The 21,293-nt window shown below is 56.0% G+C and carries 21 protein-coding genes and 1 pseudogene; 14 read left to right on the top strand and 8 right to left on the bottom strand.

What is annotated here, in order from left to right; translation table 11 throughout:
- Nucleotides 1-116: 116 nt before the first annotated feature.
- The gene (locus tag AC1RQ5_RS27860; RefSeq protein ID WP_493203822.1) at nucleotides 117-971 is read right to left on the bottom strand and encodes a Crp/Fnr family transcriptional regulator; all 855 of its coding nucleotides are present in this window, start codon (nucleotides 969-971) and stop codon (nucleotides 117-119) included.
- Nucleotides 972-1,172: 201 nt separating this feature from the next.
- Here AC1RQ5_RS27860 and AC1RQ5_RS27855 point away from each other — a divergent pair, with 201 nt between their 5' ends.
- The 5 genes from AC1RQ5_RS27855 (at nucleotide 1,173) to AC1RQ5_RS27835 (ending at nucleotide 5,605) form a co-directional block, all read left to right on the top strand.
- Nucleotides 1,173-3,197 carry a sensor histidine kinase gene (locus AC1RQ5_RS27855; protein WP_493203820.1) on the top strand — a complete coding sequence of 675 codons (2,025 nt, stop codon included), beginning with the start codon at nucleotides 1,173-1,175 and terminating at the stop codon, nucleotides 3,195-3,197.
- Nucleotides 3,194-3,853 (top strand): response regulator transcription factor, encoded by a 660-nt coding sequence (locus tag AC1RQ5_RS27850; RefSeq protein ID WP_493203818.1) that lies wholly within the window; start codon nucleotides 3,194-3,196, stop codon nucleotides 3,851-3,853. The genes AC1RQ5_RS27855 and AC1RQ5_RS27850 overlap by 4 nt, the downstream gene beginning before the upstream one ends.
- 50 nt (nucleotides 3,854-3,903) lie before the next feature.
- On the top strand, nucleotides 3,904-4,338 hold the full coding sequence (locus AC1RQ5_RS27845) for a BA14K family protein (protein WP_493203816.1): 435 nt from the start codon (nucleotides 3,904-3,906) through the stop codon (nucleotides 4,336-4,338).
- Nucleotides 4,339-4,465: 127 nt separating this feature from the next.
- On the top strand, nucleotides 4,466-4,663 hold the full coding sequence (locus AC1RQ5_RS27840) for a hypothetical protein (RefSeq protein WP_493203814.1): 198 nt from the start codon (nucleotides 4,466-4,468) through the stop codon (nucleotides 4,661-4,663).
- 93 nt (nucleotides 4,664-4,756) lie between these two features.
- The gene (locus AC1RQ5_RS27835) at nucleotides 4,757-5,605 is read left to right on the top strand and encodes a universal stress protein (RefSeq protein WP_493203813.1); all 849 of its coding nucleotides are present in this window, start codon (nucleotides 4,757-4,759) and stop codon (nucleotides 5,603-5,605) included.
- A 46-nt stretch (nucleotides 5,606-5,651) separates the two neighbouring features.
- On the opposite strand, the gene AC1RQ5_RS27830 is transcribed toward AC1RQ5_RS27835, so the two are convergent.
- Both AC1RQ5_RS27830 and AC1RQ5_RS27825 read right to left on the bottom strand, forming a co-directional pair.
- The gene (locus tag AC1RQ5_RS27830) at nucleotides 5,652-5,885 is read right to left on the bottom strand and encodes an SH3 domain-containing protein (RefSeq protein WP_493204516.1); all 234 of its coding nucleotides are present in this window, start codon (nucleotides 5,883-5,885) and stop codon (nucleotides 5,652-5,654) included.
- A gap of 131 nt (nucleotides 5,886-6,016) precedes the next feature.
- Nucleotides 6,017-6,241, bottom strand: a complete 225-nt coding sequence (locus tag AC1RQ5_RS27825; protein WP_493203811.1) for a hypothetical protein — start codon at nucleotides 6,239-6,241, stop codon at nucleotides 6,017-6,019.
- A 151-nt stretch (nucleotides 6,242-6,392) separates the two neighbouring features.
- Between AC1RQ5_RS27825 and AC1RQ5_RS27820 the strand changes: the two genes are divergently transcribed.
- The gene (locus AC1RQ5_RS27820; RefSeq protein ID WP_493203810.1) at nucleotides 6,393-6,794 is read left to right on the top strand and encodes a PRC-barrel domain-containing protein; all 402 of its coding nucleotides are present in this window, start codon (nucleotides 6,393-6,395) and stop codon (nucleotides 6,792-6,794) included.
- Between the two features lie 258 nt (nucleotides 6,795-7,052).
- Here AC1RQ5_RS27820 and AC1RQ5_RS27815 read toward each other — a convergent pair whose 3' ends face one another.
- Nucleotides 7,053-8,297 carry a DUF2254 domain-containing protein gene (locus AC1RQ5_RS27815; RefSeq protein ID WP_493203809.1) on the bottom strand — a complete coding sequence of 415 codons (1,245 nt, stop codon included), beginning with the start codon at nucleotides 8,295-8,297 and terminating at the stop codon, nucleotides 7,053-7,055.
- Between the two features lie 297 nt (nucleotides 8,298-8,594).
- Here AC1RQ5_RS27815 and AC1RQ5_RS27810 point away from each other — a divergent pair.
- The 7 genes and pseudogenes from AC1RQ5_RS27810 to AC1RQ5_RS27780 all read left to right on the top strand — a co-directional run bounded on the left by AC1RQ5_RS27810 (nucleotide 8,595) and on the right by AC1RQ5_RS27780 (nucleotide 16,726).
- Nucleotides 8,595-9,038, top strand: a pseudogene (locus AC1RQ5_RS27810) (DUF1330 domain-containing protein).
- Between the two features lie 478 nt (nucleotides 9,039-9,516).
- Nucleotides 9,517-10,596, top strand: a complete 1,080-nt coding sequence (gene nhaA / locus AC1RQ5_RS27805) for a Na+/H+ antiporter NhaA (RefSeq protein WP_493203807.1) — start codon at nucleotides 9,517-9,519, stop codon at nucleotides 10,594-10,596.
- Between the two features lie 32 nt (nucleotides 10,597-10,628).
- A complete protein-coding gene (locus AC1RQ5_RS27800) occupies nucleotides 10,629-10,949 on the top strand; it encodes a hypothetical protein (RefSeq protein WP_493203805.1) in 321 nt (106 codons plus the stop codon).
- A gap of 1,247 nt (nucleotides 10,950-12,196) precedes the next feature.
- Complete coding sequence (locus tag AC1RQ5_RS27795) at nucleotides 12,197-12,730, top strand: Imm63 family immunity protein (protein WP_493203803.1); 534 nt, start codon at nucleotides 12,197-12,199, stop codon at nucleotides 12,728-12,730.
- A 139-nt stretch (nucleotides 12,731-12,869) separates the two neighbouring features.
- Entirely contained in the window at nucleotides 12,870-13,103 is a 234-nt protein-coding gene (locus AC1RQ5_RS27790; RefSeq protein ID WP_493203801.1) for a hypothetical protein, read from the top strand.
- A gap of 1,345 nt (nucleotides 13,104-14,448) precedes the next feature.
- The gene (locus tag AC1RQ5_RS27785; protein WP_493203799.1) at nucleotides 14,449-14,673 is read left to right on the top strand and encodes a hypothetical protein; all 225 of its coding nucleotides are present in this window, start codon (nucleotides 14,449-14,451) and stop codon (nucleotides 14,671-14,673) included.
- A 1,642-nt stretch (nucleotides 14,674-16,315) separates the two neighbouring features.
- On the top strand, nucleotides 16,316-16,726 hold the full coding sequence (locus AC1RQ5_RS27780; RefSeq protein WP_493203797.1) for a response regulator: 411 nt from the start codon (nucleotides 16,316-16,318) through the stop codon (nucleotides 16,724-16,726).
- Here the strand turns inward: AC1RQ5_RS27780 and AC1RQ5_RS27775 are convergent.
- Nucleotides 16,695-18,215 carry a sensor histidine kinase gene (locus tag AC1RQ5_RS27775; protein WP_493203796.1) on the bottom strand — a complete coding sequence of 507 codons (1,521 nt, stop codon included), beginning with the start codon at nucleotides 18,213-18,215 and terminating at the stop codon, nucleotides 16,695-16,697. The two genes, AC1RQ5_RS27780 and AC1RQ5_RS27775, sit on opposite strands and share 32 nt — an antisense overlap.
- Before the next feature lie 883 nt (nucleotides 18,216-19,098).
- On the opposite strand from AC1RQ5_RS27775, the gene AC1RQ5_RS27770 reads away from it, so the two are divergent.
- The gene (locus tag AC1RQ5_RS27770) at nucleotides 19,099-19,314 is read left to right on the top strand and encodes a CsbD family protein (protein ID WP_493203794.1); all 216 of its coding nucleotides are present in this window, start codon (nucleotides 19,099-19,101) and stop codon (nucleotides 19,312-19,314) included.
- Nucleotides 19,315-19,699: 385 nt separating this feature from the next.
- Here the strand turns inward: AC1RQ5_RS27770 and AC1RQ5_RS27765 are convergent, their stop codons facing one another.
- The 3 genes from AC1RQ5_RS27765 to AC1RQ5_RS27755 are packed head-to-tail and all read right to left on the bottom strand — an operon-like array spanning nucleotide 19,700 to nucleotide 21,247.
- Nucleotides 19,700-20,623, bottom strand: coding sequence for a PhnA-like protein (locus AC1RQ5_RS27765; RefSeq protein WP_493203792.1), 924 nt, complete (start codon nucleotides 20,621-20,623; stop codon nucleotides 19,700-19,702).
- 54 nt (nucleotides 20,624-20,677) lie between these two features.
- A complete protein-coding gene (locus AC1RQ5_RS27760; protein WP_493203791.1) occupies nucleotides 20,678-21,037 on the bottom strand; it encodes a CsbD family protein in 360 nt (119 codons plus the stop codon).
- Between the two features lie 39 nt (nucleotides 21,038-21,076).
- Nucleotides 21,077-21,247, bottom strand: coding sequence for a CsbD family protein (locus tag AC1RQ5_RS27755; protein WP_493203789.1), 171 nt, complete (start codon nucleotides 21,245-21,247; stop codon nucleotides 21,077-21,079).
- Between the last annotated feature and the right edge of the window lie 46 nt (nucleotides 21,248-21,293).

The raw sequence follows: 21,293 nt of genomic DNA, 5'->3' as shown, positions 1-21,293 counted from the left end.
CCTGTTGCTCATTCGGAGATCATGTAAGTTGATGCGATTGTCATTACCGGCCTCGCGAGACGTTTCCATCGTCATCGAAGCGAGGGTCTTAGCGGCCGTGTTTCGCTTTGCATTGCTCATGATTGCAACCAAGCAGGCTCGATCAACAGAGACGACCTGCGCTTCGTCTGCGAAATGTCAACGGGATGAACTGCCTCACACCGACTTTGCGCATGAGTAGAGATAGGTGAATGTGAGCTTCCGGATCTCAACAGCCGATGGCAAGCGCAAGCGGTCGCTTCAAGTTCCTTGCGATTTTCAATAAGTATGGCGCCCCTACTTCGCCGAATGAGACCGACCTGCTCCAAGCGACCCATCTCAGTGGTGACACCTGCGCGTCGGACTGCAATTGCTCGGCTTAATCCGTCATGAGTGATGTCGATTCGATCTGCTTCTAATCGGGAGCTCGCGACGAGGAGCCAGCGGGCGAGACGCTGTCGCAGGTTATGCGTTGTATTGCATGCGATGAGTTGCAAAGCATGTGTGGCCATGTCGTGAGAATAGTGTAGGAGACACTTTTGAAATTCCGGCTGGATCGCAAGCAGCTCTCTGAATGATCTCGCATTGATGCGAAGCGCCATTCCGGAAGCCCGCACAATGCATCGGTGAGGAGAGACTTCGGCTCCGTGCAATAGCGGCAAGCCGACAAAATCGTGGACACCGAGGGTCTGGACCTCGACTGTCGGGCGCCCCTCGTCCGCCTTGGCCACCATCGAAGCCATGCCGCTCTCGATCAGATAGACGTTCTGCAGCTGAGCGTTCCGCTCCTGAAGCACCTGACGCGTCTCCAGCAGTGTCGGTTCCGCGTGACGCAAGATGGCTGACTGACAGGCCACCGGAAGACCTGCGACAAGTTTGTTGTTACAGAGAGCCGGGACACTCTCGCGAGCGATATTCGGCCGGTCGTGACTTGTATCGTTCAAAGCGAGCATTCGATCCCTTCGCGTCCAGGGAGAAATTGTTTCCAGCCTTCGAAGCACTAACCTAAGCGCCGAAGTGATACCTGCCAGTCAGGCGCAGCACGCCTCAGGGTCGGGGAAATCCTGACAACCGAGCGCGGTGACACCCATCACAACGCGAATTGCTTATCCAAAGCAGATCGTTAACGTCGGCGGGCCGATCAAAGGGACATCATGGCCTCTCACTCACACGTTGCTCGCCACTCATTAATTCTGCTCGTCATGGCGGCGGCGATTCCATTGCTGGTGTTTGGGGGCTGGGTGATATTTCTCAGCGCCCGTGAGGAGCGCGCGGCGTCGCTGAACGCGGCCTTCGATACGCTCGATCGTGTTGTGACGCGGGTCTCTTCGGAACTCGTGACTCAGATCGAGGTCGCCGACACACTCGCAGCATCCGCTTCACTCGACCAACCGGACCTTCCTATGTTCTACCGTGAGGCCAAGCGTCTCAAGGACGCCCGTCCGTTGTGGGAGACCATCGAGCTTGTGGACCGTGACGGCCGCCAGGTACTAAACCTTCTCAGACCCATGGGCTCGGAACTTGGTGCGACCGCCGATCGCGACAATTTCGACAAGGTCATGGAAACAAAAAAGGCTGCCATCGGTGGGATCGGGCCATTGGGGCCCATTTCAGGAAAACGACTTATCGCGCTTCGGGCCCCTGTGGAGCGTGGTGGTAAGGTCAATTATATTCTTACCGTTGCTCTCGTGCCGGACGCCGTCAGTCAGATACTACGCAGCGCGGGAGCACCGAAGGGATGGGTCGGTGAAGTCGTGGACGCCAAAGGCAATATCGTCGCGCGCACGTTGGCCAGGCATTTTGAACTCGGAAGCGCTGCGAGCCCTTCGGTCCGAGCCGCAATCGAGCGCGCCCCGGAAGGCTCATATGTAGGCCGATCGCTGGATGGGATCGAGGTAGATACGATCTATCGCACGTTGCCCGGCACCGGTGGTTGGTCGGTTCATTTTGGAATCCCATCCGACGCATTAAATGCGCCGGTGAAGCGATCAGGATATCTGCTTGCTGCAGGTGGAACAGGTAGTCTCTGTGTTGCCGTTATACTTGCCTGGCTAACGGGCCGTGATATCGCTCAAAGGAGACGTGATCAGGAAGCCAAAGCGGCGCTAGAGCTCGGTCTGAGCGAAGAGCGACGACGGCTGGCCATCGACACCGCCGCGATGGGCGTATTCAATTGGAGCACGCAAGGTGGGGACGTGGTTGCGTCCACGCGATGCAGAGAATTACTCCATCTTTCTGACGATCCCCCGCTTGGAGGTGACAAACGCTATAGTCGGGAAGCCTTTCTGAAAGGTGTTGCCCCCGACGATCAAGCTATCGTTGCCGGTGCATTTGACCAATGCTCCACGGACCGATTGGTCGATGTTCAATTTCGAACAGTCTCGGATGGCGGCGAACTCCAATGGCGTCGCGCTACAGGGCGACCGTCGCAGATCGACACAACGCGGACTGTCCTTGGCGTCATCATTGATATTGATGCGGCGAAAAGAGCTGAAACTGAACGCCAGCAACTGCTTTTCAGGCTGGCCCAGGCAGAGGAGAACGAGCGTCGCCGGATTGCGCGTGAATTACATGACCAGATTGGTCAGAGCGTGACAGGATTGCTTCTCGGCCTCAAGAACCTTGAGCAGTCGATCGAAACAGGTGACCGCAAGCCCGGATACGACCGCATCGCATGGTTGCGCAAATTGGCAAACGACATAGGCCGCGACATACATCGCGTCGCAGCGGATCTGAGGCCAACTGCGCTCGATGATCTCGGCTTGCATGATGCCTTGCGTGCGCTTGCGGCGGAATGGAGCACACGTTTCGACATCGTGCTCGATCTGCAGATCTCTGGTGAGGTCACGAGAGTGCCCTCCGACATCGAGATTGTCGTCTACCGGGTGGTCCAGGAAGCGTTGACGAATATCCTCAAGCATGCGAGGGCCAAGAATGTCAGCCTCTTGATCGATAGGCGGGCGACGGAGCTGCGGATCATCGTCGAGGATGACGGGATTGGGTTCAATCCCGTCCCCTCGGAGCCTGCAGGTCAGCCTATGCCGGTGCGGCTCGGTCTTTCGGGAATGCGCGAACGTTTGAGCCTGATTTCGGGGACCATGACCATCGAATCCGAACCAAACGCGGGAACGACCATCTTCATCGCAATATCGCTTGTCACTGCAGCAGGTCCGACATGAGCATCATCCGAATCACTTTGGCCGATGATCACCCGGTGGTCTTGGCAGGGATCAAGGCGCTCCTGGATAATGTCAGCGATATTGATGTCGTGGGGGAAGCGACAACAGGAACCGAGGCGCTTCGGCTCATCAGCGACCGCAAGCCCGACATCGCGGTTATCGATATATCGTTGCCAGAGATCAACGGGCTGGAATTGGCAAAGCAAGTTGCGGAAAAAGTGCCGAGCGTAAAATTGCTCGCGCTTACGGTTCACGAAGATCGTGCCTATGTCCAGCCGCTGCTCAAGGCCGGAGCTAAGGGATATCTCCTCAAGCGCTCTGCTGCAGACGAGCTGATCCGTGCCATCCGTGCCATCGACGGTGGCGGCGTCTATCTCGATCCTGCGATCGCAGGCAAAGCAATTCCGGATCTACCCGGCGACAGCGGCGGTCTTGGTAAGGTTGCGGCGGCGGAGCTAAGCCAGCGCGAGACCGAAGTTCTTCAGTTGATATCTCAAGGACTCAGCAACAAGGAGATAGGCGGCCGCCTGGAGATCAGCGTCAAGACCGTAGAGACTCACAAGGCGCGCGCCCTGGAGAAACTTGGCTTGCGCACGCGAGCGGAAATCGTCCGATACGGGATTGCTCATAGATGGCTGGACAACCTGAGCGAATAGCCAACGGCACATAGTGTACGCCAGCGTACCGGCTTTATCTGAAACTCTTAATGTCTCCGGGGTTTGTCGTCGCGTCAATCGGCACACATACAGGAGATATCTGCATGAGATCAACCTTGGTACTCGCAGCCACTTTGCTGGCCGTCTCAAGCGCCTTCGCAAGTGCCGGGCCAGCGTCAGCTGCGCCCCTTTTGGCACAGGCTGCACACACGGATCGGAACGACAACGTCCTCGATATCCGGTGGAGGGGGCGTGGATGGCATCATGGGCATCGTGGATGGCGCCACGGTTATTATAATCGGGGCCCAGGATGGGGACCGGCTCTCGGCGGCCTTGCTGCAGGAGCGATCATTGGTGGAGCTATTGCAAATAGCAACGCGCGAGCGGCCAACGACGAGGCTTACTGCATGAACCGCTACAAGTCGTACGATCCGGGCTCTGGCACCTATTTGGGATACGATGGCAATCGTCATCCGTGCCCATAGGCAGCATTCACGTGAGCCAGAGTGGATGGCAGGAAAATCCTGACATCCACTCGCGCCGCCTGACTGGTGGTCAGCCTCTTAATGCATCAACTTGTCTCGATCGTTGAAGACGCCGATCGAGGGACAGATGCACAATCCGCTGTTGCTGGGACTTCTGCTCATGATGTCAGGCGCCGCGCTCGCCTATTGCGGCCTGCCGAATCGGTACGGGCAAAGTCCATTCTTCATGACGCGGAGCGGCCTTGCCCTGATATATCCAGCCATCATCGCCGTGTTGCTGGCGGGCGGCGCTTCGCAGTTTGTGGCAGCGGTTGTTGCGCGTTGAGGCATCGTTCGCGCAAATATGGAAAGAGTCCGACCTTCCAGCGCTGATTTCCGCTCGGCAAGAGATCGGCGTGTGGCGTTTGAGGAACCGCTTATGTCGATCAAATCTCTCATCGTGTTTCTCGACGCCACCTCCGGAATGAATACCCGGATGGCTTATGCGCTCAATATGGCAGAGCAACACCAAGCACACCTCATCGGCATTTCCGTGTCCCCGCCGCTCTGGACGCGAACCAGCGGGGCGATTGATTACACGCGAGGGACTGCCGCCGTTGAGGAGATGGTTGAGCGCCACAGTGCGCAGGAAGCCGCCACTCACGAAAGGTCGAAACGCGCTTTCGATGAGTTGCTCAGGCCAACAGGCCTAAGTCATGAGTTTCGCGCTATTCGCGAGATGGAGGCAGATCAAATCGCGAGACTTCACGCACTGCATGCCGATCTTGTAATTGTCGGCCACTCCCGACCCGACGGCTTGTCCCATGCGTCTTCGCCCGACGCAATGCTGGTCAAGACCGGCGTGCCCTTCCTAATCGTCCCAGACGACTGGCATCGGACCGCGCCGGTTGCACAGAACATCATGATCACATGGAACGCCAGTCGAGAGGCACGCAGAGCTATTACAGACACGTTGCCGCTTATCAAAAGAGCCAAGTCTGTCACCGTTACGGTTGTTGATGCTCATGAAAACGCCTTATATGGTGAACAACCGGGGGCGGACGTCGCACAGTATCTCTGTCGTCATGGGGCCAATGTCAGCGTGGAGCAGAGACAATCAGCCGGCCGACCTATCGCTACCGTATTGCGACAAACTGCGCATGACCTGCAATGTGATCTGATTGCGATCGGCGCTTACAGCCACAACCGGCTCAAGGAACTGGTTTTCGGCGGCGTGACGCGCTCGATATTATCCCGCGTGGAGGTGCCGACGGTCATTGCACATTGACGGCTGCGTTCGCTTGTGGCGAACACGACCGTTGCCGCGCGCCAACTCAAGATTTCCTGCTGAGCAGTCGAAGTTGACGGTATTCCACCCAGCCAATACTCCCACGCCATATGACCCTGCACCAGCGATTGCTGATGCAGTACCGTGTATCGACACGTGCTCCTCTTGGAATGACGTCGATTACTGCAAAGCTCGCGTCCGGTGCTGCGCGTAGCTTGACCGGTCCCCGTGAGCGCGCCGGCTCGGCGTCGGCTTCCACTATGAATACCGAACCCAACATCACGACAATTGCCGTTCTAGTCATTAACGTCTTGACGTTCACCTGCAACGGCTTGCTCTCTGCTTCTTACGGGGAGATGGTACAGGCTGATCTCGCTGATACGCAGCGCGCCTCTCGCTTCCCAGGCGCCGCTAATCGTCCTTGCCAAACGTCTGCATCGCTCTGACGACATCTGCACCTGAAAGAGCGTTCGTCGCGCTCGGCAAAAACCGGCCTAACGCCGCTGCTTGTCGCCGCACCGAGATCTGCGGTCTGTTGAGGATAGCTGCGGCTCGCATCAGTGTCGCCCCGCTATCGGCAAGCTCGATCAGCTTGGCATTTTCCTCCGGTGTCCACGCCCACTGAAATTTTCGCATGACGCTTCCGTGCAATTCATTCGACCGTAATAAGCGACATCGGTGAGAGGATCAATTGCGGAAAATCCTGACAAGGCCGCGAGGAACGATAACCCAGACGGTCGGTTGCTACGCCATCGATCCTACCTTCTGGATCGAAATGGAGAACACTATGAATAAACTGCTTATGACCGCTGCATCGCTGGCCCTGCTCGCATCTCCCGCTCTCGCACAGACTGCGACGACGACACCAGCGGCCCCGGCAGCTAATGCCGCCAAGTTTGCCACGGTCACAAAGGATGAGGTGTTCACGTCGAAGCTCAAGGGGCTCAACGTCATGTACAATCAAAAAGAGACGATTGGCGAAATCAGCGACATCGCCTTTAAGGGTAAGGAGATCAGCGCCTTGATCCTGTCTGTTGGCGGCTTCCTTGGGGTAGGAGAGCGCTATGTCGCCGTGGCTCCGGATTCGGTGAAGATGATGTACGATGCGAAGGCGGAGAAGTGGACCGCCACCATGGATACAAATAAGGACACCCTGAAGAACGCGCCTGAGTTCAAATATCCGAAGTAAGCCTATCGATCGACATGGCCGCCGGAATTTCCGTCCGACGGCCATGTCACCCTCGGTGGTCAATCGTTGGCAAGATCCCGCTTTCAATTCCTTCCAGCACTCCTGCAACCGCCCTTCTTTCAACAGTAAGCTTTGATGCGCGAACTATTGCGTTGCATGTCCCTAATTCATCACGACGTACGAGGAACGAATTGAGACCTTGGGCAAAGAAAGGTTTGCGCCTAGCGTTGATCTCCTGCCTTCGAGACGATGGTGCCATTACGCCTCCCTAGTCGAAGCGCTGCTCAACCGTTGGATGTCAGGAGCAAAGCTAAGGGCTTGTGTGGCACGAGCAAGAGCCAGTTCCGCATGTGCCGTCGCGGCTTCGGCCATCTCTGCGTTGCGAAGATTCGCTAATGCCTGCATCGCCTTCTGCAGACGCATACCCACCTCCACCAGTCCGGCACCATCCCTGGCAATCGGGGCGACAGCGTCGTCAAGTAAATCACGCGCTGCCACGGCTGGCACAAATATCCTCGGATACTTGATCTCATCGCGCGGACAATCAGCTCCATCCGCCCAGTTCGAAAGGACACGCACCATCGTCCCTATGACGTCGATAGCAGTGCCAGGATCATTGACTGCCGGTGACAGCGCCCGCGACGCCACCTCTGACAGAACGATCAACCCGAAGCGTGGGTCCTGGTCGTATGATCGCTGGTCGCCGATCTGGAAACAATTGGCGACCTCCCGTGCGATCTCGTCGTCGTGACACGCGACCATGACCGCAAGCCTGCGGTCCAATGTCGCAAAGGTTCCTGGAAGCGCCGTGACGCAGATGTCGAATTGGCCGCGTTCTGCAATGCGTGAGAGCCCGCCGATATCGATCCGCCGGACATATCCAATCTTCCGAGAGACGACGGGCGTTCCAAGCGGCTCCAGCGATGGCGCCCGCCTGCCGCCAAGACAAGGGTTTTGGCGACGATCATCAATCGCCTTATTCACCGCCCGCTCGACCTGATCAATGGTTTCGCCAAGGCGCCCGAGGCGTGACAAACGATGGATCCAGCGCAGCAGCATCACAACGATCAGAACAACGACGACAACAGTGGCTGCGAACAAGATCAATCGCCCGCTCGAGCCATAAGCGCCTGTGGACAGCGCGATCAATCCGACCAGACTAAAGACAAAAGCGCCGATAAAGGTAGCAAGGGCGCGCTGGGCCGTCCTGTCTTCGACGACCAGTTGGGCTGCGCGGGGCGTCGCTCCCGTGGCCGCCGAGGCAAAGGCCTGAACCATCGTCGAGATGGAGAATGTTGCGACAGCGAGCATGCTGGCTGCGATAATGCCGAGAATGCGATCGACGGCGTCGGCGCCCACGCGGCTCGACACGGCGTCAGGAATGAGGCGATCGAGAAAAAGCGCACTGAGGGCGGCTGCGACGCCGAGTAAGCAGTAAAGTGCGACGGTGAACCAAAGCTGATTAGCAACGTCCTTGGCGATCCAATCCAGTTTCAGTCTCATTGAATACCCCGAGATCTAATCTGACAACCGGTGTGATGCGAAGCCAATCGCTGGAACTTCTAAAGGCCACGTATTGCGCCAAGGCGAACTCGTCATGTCAAATGTCACGTTCTGAAAAGCGAACTGCCAAGCTCATGAATGTCCGCTTTGCGCATATTGTCTTTACGAAATGACGCAAACCCAGACGCGGGACTAGTGGACTCGCTGCACCTTGGCTATGCAGTCCTGAGGATCCAAAAGTCGTTCTCGCAGGCATCGTTTGTGTTTCTCTGAGGCATAAAATCACTGGAGGTAAAAATGGCTCAAGGTTTCGTTGATCCGACTAAGGAGACATTTTCGCTCTTTCGCAAGAATGATCGGCCTGGCGCGATACAGATGCTGAACTTGGTGCGACTGCTACCTGAAGCCAAGTATCCGGATTTACGCACAGCGACGGGTGCGGAAGCCTATGCGCGTTAGGGCGAAGAAAGTGGCCCCGTCTTTCGACGCCTCGGCGGGCGAATAATCTGGCAAGGTCGATTCGAGCTGATGCTCATCGGACCTGCGCATGAACGCTGGGACCACTGTTTCATTGCTGAATACCCAAGCGTCGATGCCTTCGTTCAGATGCTTAGGGATCCGGTATACCGCGAAGCGGTGAAGCACCGCCAAGCTGCGGTTGAAGATTCTCGTTTAATCCGAACGGCGCCCTTGCCGATTGGCGAAAATTTCGGCGAAATTCCTGTTCAGTCGGATACATAAGCCGCCGACAACCACAGCCTCGCCCTCACGCGGATTGAACGCGCTACCTTTCTGGGCGGCCCCTCATTGAATTTGCCGTCGATGCGGGGCGCGCTTTCTAACACGCTGGCTTACAGAAGTGGCCGATACCTACGGCTTGGCGATCGCGTCATGCTGACGCGCTCATCCAAAAATTTACAGAGCATTAACCATAAACGTGGAGGTAACTGCTTACAGAGGTGATGGCATGCAGGCTTTTTTCGGAATACTCAGCGTTGGCAGTTTCTTGCTGCTCTTCGTCCAGATTGTCACAGGGATCAGCTTTCGCTGAACTTGCAAAAGTGACAATGAGCCACACCGATTAGGGTTGTCCGAACAGCAGGTGCATGCGACCCAGCCGCATGACTTTACCCCGTTCCGGTCCGACCTCGGCGCTCCGCGCTCTGCTTGCCAATGAGGCCGCTGGCGGCATCGTTTTGATGTTAGCCGCAGCGCCGCCTTGCTTGTCGCCAACTCGCGGCTGGCGCCTCTGTATTTCGATGCTCTCCATGTGAAGATCGCGGGGCTATCCACTCTGCACTGGATCAACGACGGGCTCATGGCAGTTTTCTTTCTGCTCGTGGGCCTGGAGATCAAGCGCGAGCTTTTGGAAGGGCAATTGGCGAAGTGGGAAGACCGGATCTTGCCGGGTGTCGCTGCGCTTGGCGGCATGCTTGTTCCAGCACTCGTCTATCTTTTCATCAACGGCATTTCTGCTCCTACCGCGAGAGGATGGGCGATACCCACGGCGACAGACATTGCATTCGCGCTCGGTGCGATTGCGATACTGGGCAAACGTGTCCCAGTCTCGCTCAAGATATTCCTTACAGCCCTTGCTATTCTCGATGACTTGGGCGCGATTACGATTATTGCGCTGGTCTATACGGACAACTTGCAGATGAGCTGGCTAATGGCTGCCGGCGCCGTTGTCGTAATGCTTTTCGCCTTTCAACTGATCGGGCAGCAGTCGCTCTGGCTCTATCTGATCCCCGGTGTCTTCTTGTGGTTCTTTACGCTCAAATCCGGTGTTCACGCGACCTTAGCCGGCGTGCTGCTCGCCTTTGCGATCCCGCTGCCGCGCAAGACAGAGGGCGGCAAAGATCACCGGCCGCTCATCGTTCTCGAACACGCCCTTCAACCATGGGTCGCTTACCTTGTGGTTCCGATCTTCGGTTTCGCAAACGCAGGCGTGTCTTTCGCTGGCATGACAGCATCGGTGCTGATGGCGCCGGTGACGCTTGGCATTGCGGCGGGCTTGTTCTTCGGCAAGCAGATCGGTGTGTTCCTGGCAAGCTGGGGTGTGGTCGCATTAAAGCTGGCGCGGCCCCCAGCGGGCGCGAGCTGGCCTCAGGTCTATGGAGTTTCTTTGCTCTGCGGCATCGGTTTCACGATGAGCCTCTTTATCGGATTACTGGCGTTCCCGGATGACGAGCTCCTTCAGAACGAAGTCAAAGTCGGAGTCCTCCTCGGATCGCTCGCTGCAGGGATGGTCGGCGTAGCCGCGCTTGCCATCAGTAAGACGCCAACGCGGCCGACGTGACTGCAACTCACATTTCAGGCAGGTCTACGAAGATGACGCGCCGAAGGCCCTTTGTTTTTAAGGCGAACAGGGATAGCCAGTCGGCGATTGGAGCAACGAAGTCCGACAACAACAAGCCAAATACAATACACTGGCCGAGTATTCTCACCGTCATCTCCGCGGCGATCCTCATCGGCGCCGAGGTTTTCGGGGCAGCGTTCGCCGGCGGCTGGGCATTTGGCATTCTGCTCGGGCTGAGCGACAACGCGACATACATCTTGCAGGCGGTGCTGATGTGTCTGGGTGTTGTGGTGATGACAATATTCATCCGCAATGCGCAGCGCATCGAACCGTTCTGGAGCCGCAAGCGCTGATCATCGATGGGACAGCACTGGCGTCACCAGCAAGATAGCAGACGTGCGAGACGAGGAGCGGGCTCTGTCTTCGTCGCGCTTTGCATCGGCATAGCGGCGACTGTGGCTCGACGACCGCGTTGGCCTTTCTGGTTCGACTCTACGTTGATTGGAGGAGACACGATGCGCCTACTCGCCGTATGCTCCCTATCTGTACTGTCGGTGGCGACGGTGGCATTTTCGCAAGGGACCGCCGAGCAAAGACGTGCGTGCACCCGCGACGCAGTCACCTTGTGCTTCGATGCCATTCCGGACACTAGGCGTGTCTCGGAATGTCTCCACGACAACCGGGAGCGCCTGAGCGAACGCTGCGCTCGCGTTCTTCCGCCTAGAGATTCTGTGACCGAGGAAAAGACGCCGCAAGCCGAATGACGTGCGGGTGCGTCGTTGCCGCAACTGTCCGACTCTCACCGTATATCCGCATTTCCTAAGAATGTCAGCTTTGCGCCAGGAGCGGTCACAGGGCCACTACAAATAAATGCCTATCCCATCTACTGGAGACTGCAGCAGACTTAAGTGAAGAGCTTTTGGCAAAACGGATGTCGCATTTGGCGAAAAAGATGGCTCCCTACCGCACGACCGCGCGAGCGGTGATGGAGTCCGAGCGAGGGGAAACCGATATGAAACGACATCTACTCAGCATTGTCCTTTGCGGCTTATACATCGCGGCGACCGTGGCTTGTTGGGTCGTCGTTTATACCAGCACTGATCAGAAGGGAGCTTTCGTTTTCACTCAATTGCCGCTTATTCCTAGTATGGCCATACTCGGCAGCACGGGACTTCTCAAACATTTAGAAGTTCTGTCATGGTCCAGCGCGTACTTGGTGCTTTTCCCACTAACGCTGCTCCTGCTGTTCGTGATTGGATGGCTTATCACTTGGATGACGGCGACCACCTGGCGACTTTTCACCGGCCGACGGCGCTCTGTGTCACCGCTCCAGTAAGCGGCACGGTGATGGGATGGATGACGCAATTACCTCCATCGAGATTGAACGATATCGCACCAACGCCGACCAATGGTCGTGGCCGCGCATATTGCTCGAGTCATGAAACATCCTAGTCGATTCACCTGTCGCATTAGAGGATCGATCCCAGCAGCTGCGTGCTCGTGGCTACCGACCCGACGATCATCGTTGCAACTCCTTGGCTGAGCGATACTCTCAACTCTTGTTGCAATTCTCATTGTCTTGTTCGGAGCGCTCCTTGGTTTGATCTCCATCTCTGCAACGTTTCTGCAGTTTCCAGACCTGCGCCTTCAGCCGGTAACACTAGCAATCAAAATGTGGCTAGGAAGAAGTCAAGCCATCGATACCGATGCGGCGCTGCCTCCAATAGAACAGCTATACTCCCGCATCAGATCTCTTGCGAAGATCATTGACGTGCCTGGAGAGTTCATTCCCACCGACACTGGCGCCGATTTTGGTTGGGCTCAAATTGAGTATGACGGGAAGTTCCACTACTTTTACGTCGAGCGAGGCGAACGCTACGATGTACGCACGTCTGCCGACATGGACGAGGCTCTGTATTGGGTCTTTTGTGACGTTACATCGGCTGTAGCAAGCAATTACGAGCTAATCCATCGCGATCCAAGAGCCGGGGATACACGACGTCTTTTGTTTAGTTACCAACTAAAATTGCTGAGCAAACTAAAGACTGAGTGGGCAGAACGCCGTAGCGCGAAGATTGACGATATTTTGGTCGCTAATCCTTTAATTGACGATCGCGCCGCTGAGAACGACTGATCCCCGGCGACAGCTACAATTCACCTAACGAAGAGAACCTTCTTCGCTCCCAAATAACCGGCACAAAAGCACTTCAGCGGCACTTTGCGTCCAATCCCGGGGATGGTAAAGCTTCCCCAGGAGGGTGTTGATTCCAACTATGAATGAGACCGACAGCGCTGCAATAATGTTCATGGCTCTATGCAAGCAAGGACGCGCCGACGAGGCATTGCGGCTTGCCTCAGAGGCGAGCTTTCCAGACCTGATTATGGGTTTGACTATGATGGCAGACGCCTGTGACGATTCTCCGCACGGACAGCTTGATCGAGATTTTATCATGCGCATGGAGCGTTACCTGCTTAACGAAAAGGCAGGCCGGCCCATGCTCGATTAGTCGTCGGCAATGAATTTAACCGCCGAAGAGATTGCGAAGGGAAAGCGCCAGACAACCTACTGGGGCAGCCTTGTCATTCATCACGCGCATGATGATCTCATACGGATTGCCTACGAATGGCTCGACGCACAAGCGAGAACCAGTGACACCTCGACAAAACGATTTCCGATCAGAGACCTTATCGCGAATTGGAGCGGCTGCCCGGTGTCAGTTTCTGATATCGAAGTTGCCGCTACTCTACACGCGCTGAGAGGGCGGTATCCATATTTTAACTTGAGCGCTCGCTTGACGCAGCCTGCGAGACGACGTCTCGACGGCTTCCCCGCCCCTCGCAGACCCGATAGTGACTCGCACGAGGTTGAATATAAGCGCTTCGAAGAATAGCGATCAAGCCAACATCAATCCACGGATAGCCATCGTGATCCGCTTTAATAGGAATGACGCAATTGTGCCGACGCATCTGGGCTCTGCGCGCTCTCCAGTGCAGTCTTCAGGGCCCTAGTAGCCTGCAAAGTTTTGCGCACGTTTGGGTCCTCTGATGAGGTGTCGAACGTTATCAGGCGATTGCATTGAGGGCAGTTGACCTGGAATCCGTTTTGGATCCGACTACCGCGCTCTCGGAAGACCGAACTGCATCTTGTGCATTTGATTTTGATCTTCTCGTCGAGCATCCCACCCTCAACTTGCTATAGGTAGGACCCTGCCCAGCCGACGTTAACAAGCCTTGAATCAATGAGCACCTATGCAAAGGCGCTTTCTCCTGGATCAGAATGCAGGCCGGCCGTTGTTCGATTAGATGCTGCCGTTATGTCGCGCACCGGACACTGTTGGGACCCCATCCATGTTACCAGCGCACATGTCGAAAAGCTCTATTACAAAATTTTGGACTGAGGTGGATGTCGCAAAGCTCATCGCTTTGGCAGACGCAGGCGCGTCCCTCCTCAGGGCATCCTCCGCCCTCAACCGGCCTTCGAGCTCGGTGACGAAAAAAGCTCGCGAACTTGGAAAGAGTTTTCCGGGGGTACGTGCGATGAAGGCTCGAATACGTGATCTCGAGCCGAACAATTAACTGACGCGCGGATTTCGCGACCTTTCAAGGCCATTGTTGATCTCGTTTATGCACGAAGACACAGCCGCCTCGTAACTGCGAAACTGGTCGAGACCCCGGATGGCTTTGTTGCCTTGATGGATAGTCCAAAACCACAAGCCTGGCTCGACTTCTTGAATGTCGTACTTGACCGATCGATGCAGCACGACGTTTCGCTTCCCTATTTGATAACGCGGGCTAGGTGGCGCCAGACCGACGTCGTAGCTGCTATCTCGATCCAGATGCCTGGAGGCTCACATGTTCGTCTATCGGATATACGAACTCGATAGCGCAGGCAAAGTGTCTAATCGACTGGACTTGCCGGGTGATATCGAGGGTCCTGAGGCGGTGATCACGGCGCGGAGACTGGCGGTAGATTGTGTCGTAGAGCTTTGGCGCGGCAGCAACCTGCTGGCCACCTTCAGACCTGAGACGCCGTTGGGAGAAGTGACCGCGAGCCCGCAATTCGATGATAATCAATAAGCGAATAATGACTGACGCATCGTTCGGCTGTAGATACCTTGCGCGGCTTGAGTTCTAGTGAAACTTTTGAAAAGCGCCTACTTGCTGCCACTCTTCTAGTTTTCGAGCTGACCCTCTCTAAAAGACAGAGACAATATCGCGATGGGCGCTGGCTTCGATACCTGCGGTCGGTTCAATGAGATGCGGAAGGTTGATTTTATACTGGTGATGTTAAACCACAGTGCGTGGGCACAAGGGTTCATGAGTTCATAAAATCTGAACTCAACGCGACCGGAACTTATCGACAGCTCAGCGATGACATAAAGCTGCAGCGTTTCGCGTCGATTTCTGCGGACATTTTCCAAACCGGCTTACGCAAGCGCAGTACAAATCCTCTACGAGACCTTTCCTGTTCGCTTACGGAAATAATGACGAAGCTGTGAGCAGGTGACAGCTCTTGTCGCATCAGTTATCGCCGCATCGGTAGCGGCATTTGGCCAAGGTGGCGGGGAACAGCAGCGGAAGTGCAGACCAAGGATCCTCCAGCACCAATGCGCCTGCCCTCCCCAGCGTGGGGCTTTTGCTTGTCCGGATGTCGCCGCTTTGAATGTAGCTTTGGTTCATCCTGTCAGTGAGCGACGTTCAACAGCGCGCTAACTGTCGCCTCCGGACTGAGGAAGCCCCGTCCCCCCTGGCGGGGCTCTCGCCGTTAGTCGGGAGCTCGGAGATTGGCCTCGCCCCCAGCCGGCGCTGTGCGCCCGGCGCCCCAATTCCTCAGCTTCTTGGATCAGACGATCGCGCTCCTTGCCGGACATCATTCGTTCTGCAAGCATCATTAGCTCACGTGACTTTTTCAAATACTCATTCGCGTTCATAACTGCCTCTGTTTCACCTCAGTTACGCAGAGCCGTCCGCGGAGGTTCAGCGGTCACGGAGATGTCAGGACTGCCGCGTCAAGCACCATCTTCTCGGTTTTCAGCCTCGGTATCGATGGAAATCGCGAACGGTGCGGCTAGAGATTGTTTGGAAAAGAGAAGCGCTCCTTGGTGGGTACAAAGAAATGCATCAAACGTGCGCACCGAAAGGGGTGAAAATCGCGACTTCAGCGGCGTCGCGTCCAAACCCAATCAGTATGCGTTCAGTTCCAGGACGATGTCGCGCTGAACGTGTACCAGCGCCCGTGCCAAAGTCTTTCCTTTCGCGAAAGCGCTTTGCTAAAGGGGGGCAATAACGATGAAACGCACCTTGCGGTCACGTCGGAAATGGACGGAAGCCGAGTTCGCAAACATGGTTGCACTCTTGAAGGAAGGGGTGCCGGTCGTGACCGTTGCTAAGCAGTCTTGTTGAGTTCTTTAATCGCCGACCAAAGACATGACGTAGCCGATCTGTTCAGGTCCGCTTTGCGCCATTTGCGGACGTCCGCTCTTATCCAGCCGGCAAGCCTGAAGAGTAAGAAGACTGCTGAGGCTCCACCTCTCGATACATTAGTAAGGGATGCCGCCATCTCTACAGTCCGATTGATTCGCAGTGCTCGCGCCCAAGACAATGAGTAGATGAGCCCCGCGGCAAGAATGCGCACATTCCTAAAAATGACATCGTTTGATGGAACTTCTGTGCTCCCCCAGAATTGCCAGACCTTGTAGACAACTCCCGGGAAACCTTCGTGGCGTCCATTCTGATTGTGGAAGATGAGATTTTTGTTGCCGGCGATATCGAACGTGTTCTCGAGGAAGCAGGCCATGACGTTGTCGGCATTGCTGCTGATCGTCGTGAGGCTCTCGCCGCGGCGCCACTAGCGAAGATCGCCTTCGTGGACGTCAATCTTCGGGATGGTAGGACTGGCCCTCAGGTTGCGTATGATCTTTCGCGCGAGTACGGCATACGCATCGTCTATGTCACCGCCAATCCAGGTCAGATCGATCCCAAAGCCGATGGAGCCATCGGGTACATACGCAAACCTTTTAGCGAAGACGCGATCGTCGCGGTTGCAAACTTCGCGGCTGGAAGGACATCTGAGCTGATCAGTCCTGAGATCAGCCTTTTCAGTGATGTGAGCGGTTCAACGACGATTTAGGAACGATTGCCTTAAAGTTCAGGCCGTTTGACGACCACGTTCGTTCGATGTTGCCGCCGAGCTGGCTTTTGACGCTCATTTCGATCAATTGCGAGCCAAATCCATCAACGCCGGGCACAGCCGCAACGGGCGGACCGCCCTTTTCTGTCCAACTGATGGCAACATCGCCCGCGCAATCCTCGATATGGATTTCGACGACGCCATCGGGTTCCGAGAGAGCGCCATACTTGGCGGCGTTGGTGGCAAGTTCGTGAAAGATGAGGGCTAAGGGCGTAGCAGACCTGTCATCGATCGCCAGATCGACACCTTGCAACGTCACTCTGGCTCTACCAGCCGCATATGGCGCCAATAGTGTTTCGAAGAGCCCGATCAAGCTGGTTTGCCCGGCCAACGGCTTCGATTTGGCACTGTGCGGCCTTACGAAATCGTGCGCTTTACCCAAGGCAACGATGCGTGCGCGAAGGTCGCGCGCAACGTCTTTAATCTCCGGATACGCTTTGCTCGAAAGCCCGACCAACCCGCCGACGACGGCAAAAATATTTTTGATGCGGTGGCTCAATTCCTGACTGACGATCTCCTTTTGATGCATCAGCAACTTTTGTTCGTGAATATCGGTGCAAGTTCCGAACCACCGTATGATGTCTCCACCGTTGCTTCGCATAGGCAGAGCGCGCCCAAGTGTCCATCGGTACTCGCCGCTCGTGTGCTTGAGACGGTATTCTACCTCATATGGCTCGCCGGTGGCCAATGATTGCCGCCATTTGCTCCAGGCGAGTTCTTGGTCGTCGGGATGAAACATTCCGTTCCACCCCTCACCGTCCGTCGATCCCATCGCGACGCCAGTGAACTCGTACCACCTAGCATTGTAGTAGTCGTGGAAGCCGTCGGGCAATGTTGACCATACCATCTGAGGCATGGTGTCGGCGAGAATTCTAAATTTCTCTTCCGTTTGTGAAAGAGCATTTTCGACTTTCGCCTGCGCGTCCTTTTCTGCCTTCATCTGCTTTCGCGCGCGAAAGACGACCATAACTTGATTTGCCAGTAATCGCAGTCCGTCCAACTGCAATGAGGTGAGACCGTCTCTGGGGACATTATCAATCACGCAAAGCGAGCCGAGCGAGATGCCGCTCGAAGAGCGGAGCGGAGCACCGGCGTAAAAGCGGATCGCGGGATCTCCGGTCACAAGGGGGTTTGCGGAAAATCGATCATCCTTGGTCGCATCCTGAACGACCATGACGTCCGGGCCTTCCATTGCATGAGCGCAAAAAGACCAGGCGCGCGGCGTCCCGCGTTGTCCCAAGCCGTGATCTGACACAAAACGCTGTGTGATTGGACCGATAAGGCTCACGAGGGATATGGGGGCGTCGCAAAGCTTGGCCGCAAAGGCCGTAATGCGATCCAGGTCAGCATCGCCTTCTAGGCTGACCAAGTCGTGAGCGATAATTTCGGAATTGTAAGTCGTCTCTGCTTCGACGCGGGTCGTATCCATATGTCAGAAACCACTCTTGAAACTTATAACCGGCTCAAGGCTTTCGGTGGCACAACTTAGGAGCGTCTCAGATACCGCACCATCGTTTGCCAAGAGGGCGAGATTAGCAAAACTGAACCGTTGAAAGATATCCATAAGCGTTATTTGCGCCACCACGAAATCTGATCGAAAAGACAGCCACCGTCGAATATGCCACCCTCGCAAGGTCACTAAACGACGCGTGACCTTCGGCGCGTTACAAGACTCAGAGCAGACTTTTGGTTCCAATGCCACTTCGGGTCTAGCCCCAAAAGGCAGACCTTTAATCGAGAATGTGGGAAGCATCTCCATCAGATCGCCCAACAAGCCTCTACCTACTTAGCGGCATCTCATTGGTCTGGCACGCTGCAAGACGGGCGAAAACCGCAGCGAACTGCCGGACCAAAGCAATCCTGCGATCAAAGGATTATAGGTGGCTTACACTTCGTTCTTGACGTGCCCTATAATGCGTCCAAATGAAACAAGACTGGCATAGACAATACGAGAATTGAGATGACGAGAAGTGCCAGGACGATCTCTTCGATCTGATCTCGATCTCGTGGCGGCCGCGGCTCAATCTTTCTAGCTAGATTCGTCAGCACTTTTCGCTCCCGCGCCTATGGAGCAGCACAACAGTGCACGTGCACCAATCGTTCCTACGCCATTAGTCCGCGGTAACAACTTACTTCGGAGCTGACGTTCATTTACCTGCACTCCAGCGTTGCGGCCAATCACAGCATGACGAAAATAAGCTGCCGATCATCATGATTGTCTGACGGTCGACATATTATCCACCCAACAGGAACCAGCAGGTGGCCATGTAAGTTTGTCGATCGTTGTTTCATTATTCAGATTGGGAAATCTCATGAGCGGTACCACGGATAAGATTAAAGGTATGGCCAACGAAGCCATCGGCAAGGCCAAACAGGGCATTGGCGAAGTGACGGGCTCAGACAAGATGAAGGTTGAAGGCGCAGCGCAGGAAGCCAAAGGCGACGCCCAACAGGCCATGGGCGACGCGAAGAACGCTGCAAAGGACGCGGTCGATAAGACAGCCGATACTCTCAGAAAACCACTTTGAGCGTTCGAATACGAAAAGGGCCGCTTGAGCGGCCCTTTTTTTTGATGAGAACGAGCTTCGGTTGAGCTTCACTTGATCCCGGTTGTTCTTTCGATCCTATCCTGAAATAGTGCGCGCGGTACGATCTTCTCGCGAAGAGCGGCGCCGAACATCTTGCACACACACATTGGCTCGCCCTTAATCGTATGGCAGCGGCAAGTGTCTCCATACGCGTAACGGATGAGGCGATCGATATCTCCCTGAGAGATCGCATCTTCGATTTTCTCAGCGTAAACTGTCATGCGTCACGTCCCTCTTCGGTAGCTCTTATCGCAGCCTGTACTAGAGATTGAAGGAAGAGCTAGGGCGCAGCAAAGCCACTCCCTAGCTTTTATTCCACCTAACCTCAAACCCTGCGAGTGCCAGTCAGTCCGGTGAACGTCGCAACTGCGCTAACATTTCCTGCGAAGAATGCTGCAAGAGCGCCGAGCAGCAAGGCGACAGCACCGATGATCGCGCCCCTTGAAACGGTCTTGGCTGTCGCATCTGCAGCAACCTTGGCCTGCTCCTTCGTCTTCTCAAGAGCGGCCGTATATTTTTTCTGCATGTCGGCTACCTGCTGTCGCGCTTGATCCTGCGAAATGCCCTGCGCTTTCGCGAGGGCATCGGTCGCCCTGGCGGTCGCGGCCGCTTGCTCGTCGGCATTGCCGACCAGCGCTGCACGGACCGCAGAGACGGCCGTGTCGCGAAGCGCAGCAGGGTCTTGTCCGCCGGATGCGTCTCGAACCTGGTTTTCAATCCGCTTCAACGGATCATTGATGTCATTGAGCGCAGGCGCGGCGGCCTGAGAGGCCGCACCGACAGCGCGCCCTGCGCCGCCGATGGCGGAGGATACGGTGCTAAGCGCGCCGCCAGCGACACCGGTCGCAGCCGACGATATAACGTAAAGCACCACAAGAGTGGACACAGCCCACGACATCAGCCCGTGGTAGGCTGCAGTCATCGGTATCGGCTTACCGGATAAACGGCCCGCAAGGTGACCGCCGATTGCCGACGCGACAATACCGGAAACTACCACCCAAACACCGGCGCCGACGGTGAGAGTGCTTGCGGTTGGCGACGTGCCGGCGACCGCATCGACGGATGCTAGGCCGACGCCGATACCTACCATGTTCAGGATGGTTTGGATCACCAGAGCCATCACAGCACCGGCAAATACGGCGCCCCACGAAATTTCGTTGAGAACAACGGTGTGCACATCTCTGTCGCCCACGCGTGAAGCCGTGGCGCCGGCGTCGAAGTGGTTCTGATCGAGAGCATTTACGGTCATCAGTAACTCCAAGCATCATTAAAATACATCGGCGCGCATCAACGACGCGCGATCTCACATTTTTCGGAACAGCCGTCCGACGAGAAACCCGGTAGTGAGGGCTGCTATGATGGCCCTGCCCGGTCGTTCCCTGACCAGGTCTTCGAATTCATCGGCGCCACGCTGCGCTTGGCGTTTTCCCTCGGCGATTGCGCGGTCGGCCAAGTCATCTGCTTGTTGTAGCGCGTCCTCAGCTCGATCTCCGAGTTCGCGAGCTCCGTCCTTCGCCTGGCCGTAGAGGTTCTGCGCCTTACCTTCAATCTGCAGGCCTACCCCATCGGCACGCGTCCTCTCATGACCGACTGCGTTGCCAGCAATCTCGGTCACCTTGCCCGCGACATCCTTCGCGACGCCTTCAACGCGATCTAAATCCATGCTCGATCTCCATTCGGCCGCCGAACGGCCGGTTCGCTTTCACTTTCTGCTCGATTTCTCGCTGCGTGGCTCGGCAGCCTCTGCTTTTCCCGAGGCTTTGTCGGCACGTCCTTCTGCCGCCATCGCGTCATCGCCGGTTATTTTGCCAAGCGCTTCCTTGATGGATCCGGAGGCTTGCTGCTTCGCACCTTTGGGAAACTTCTCGGTCATCGAATAGTGCTTTGCGTCACGACACAGATACTGGGCAGCCCGACCG

It is taken from the genome of Tardiphaga sp. GW821-FHT12E02 (genome assembly GCF_058807155.1).
The sequence above is the reverse complement of the archived record's forward strand: the minus strand, read 5'-3'. Positions and strand labels throughout refer to the sequence as shown.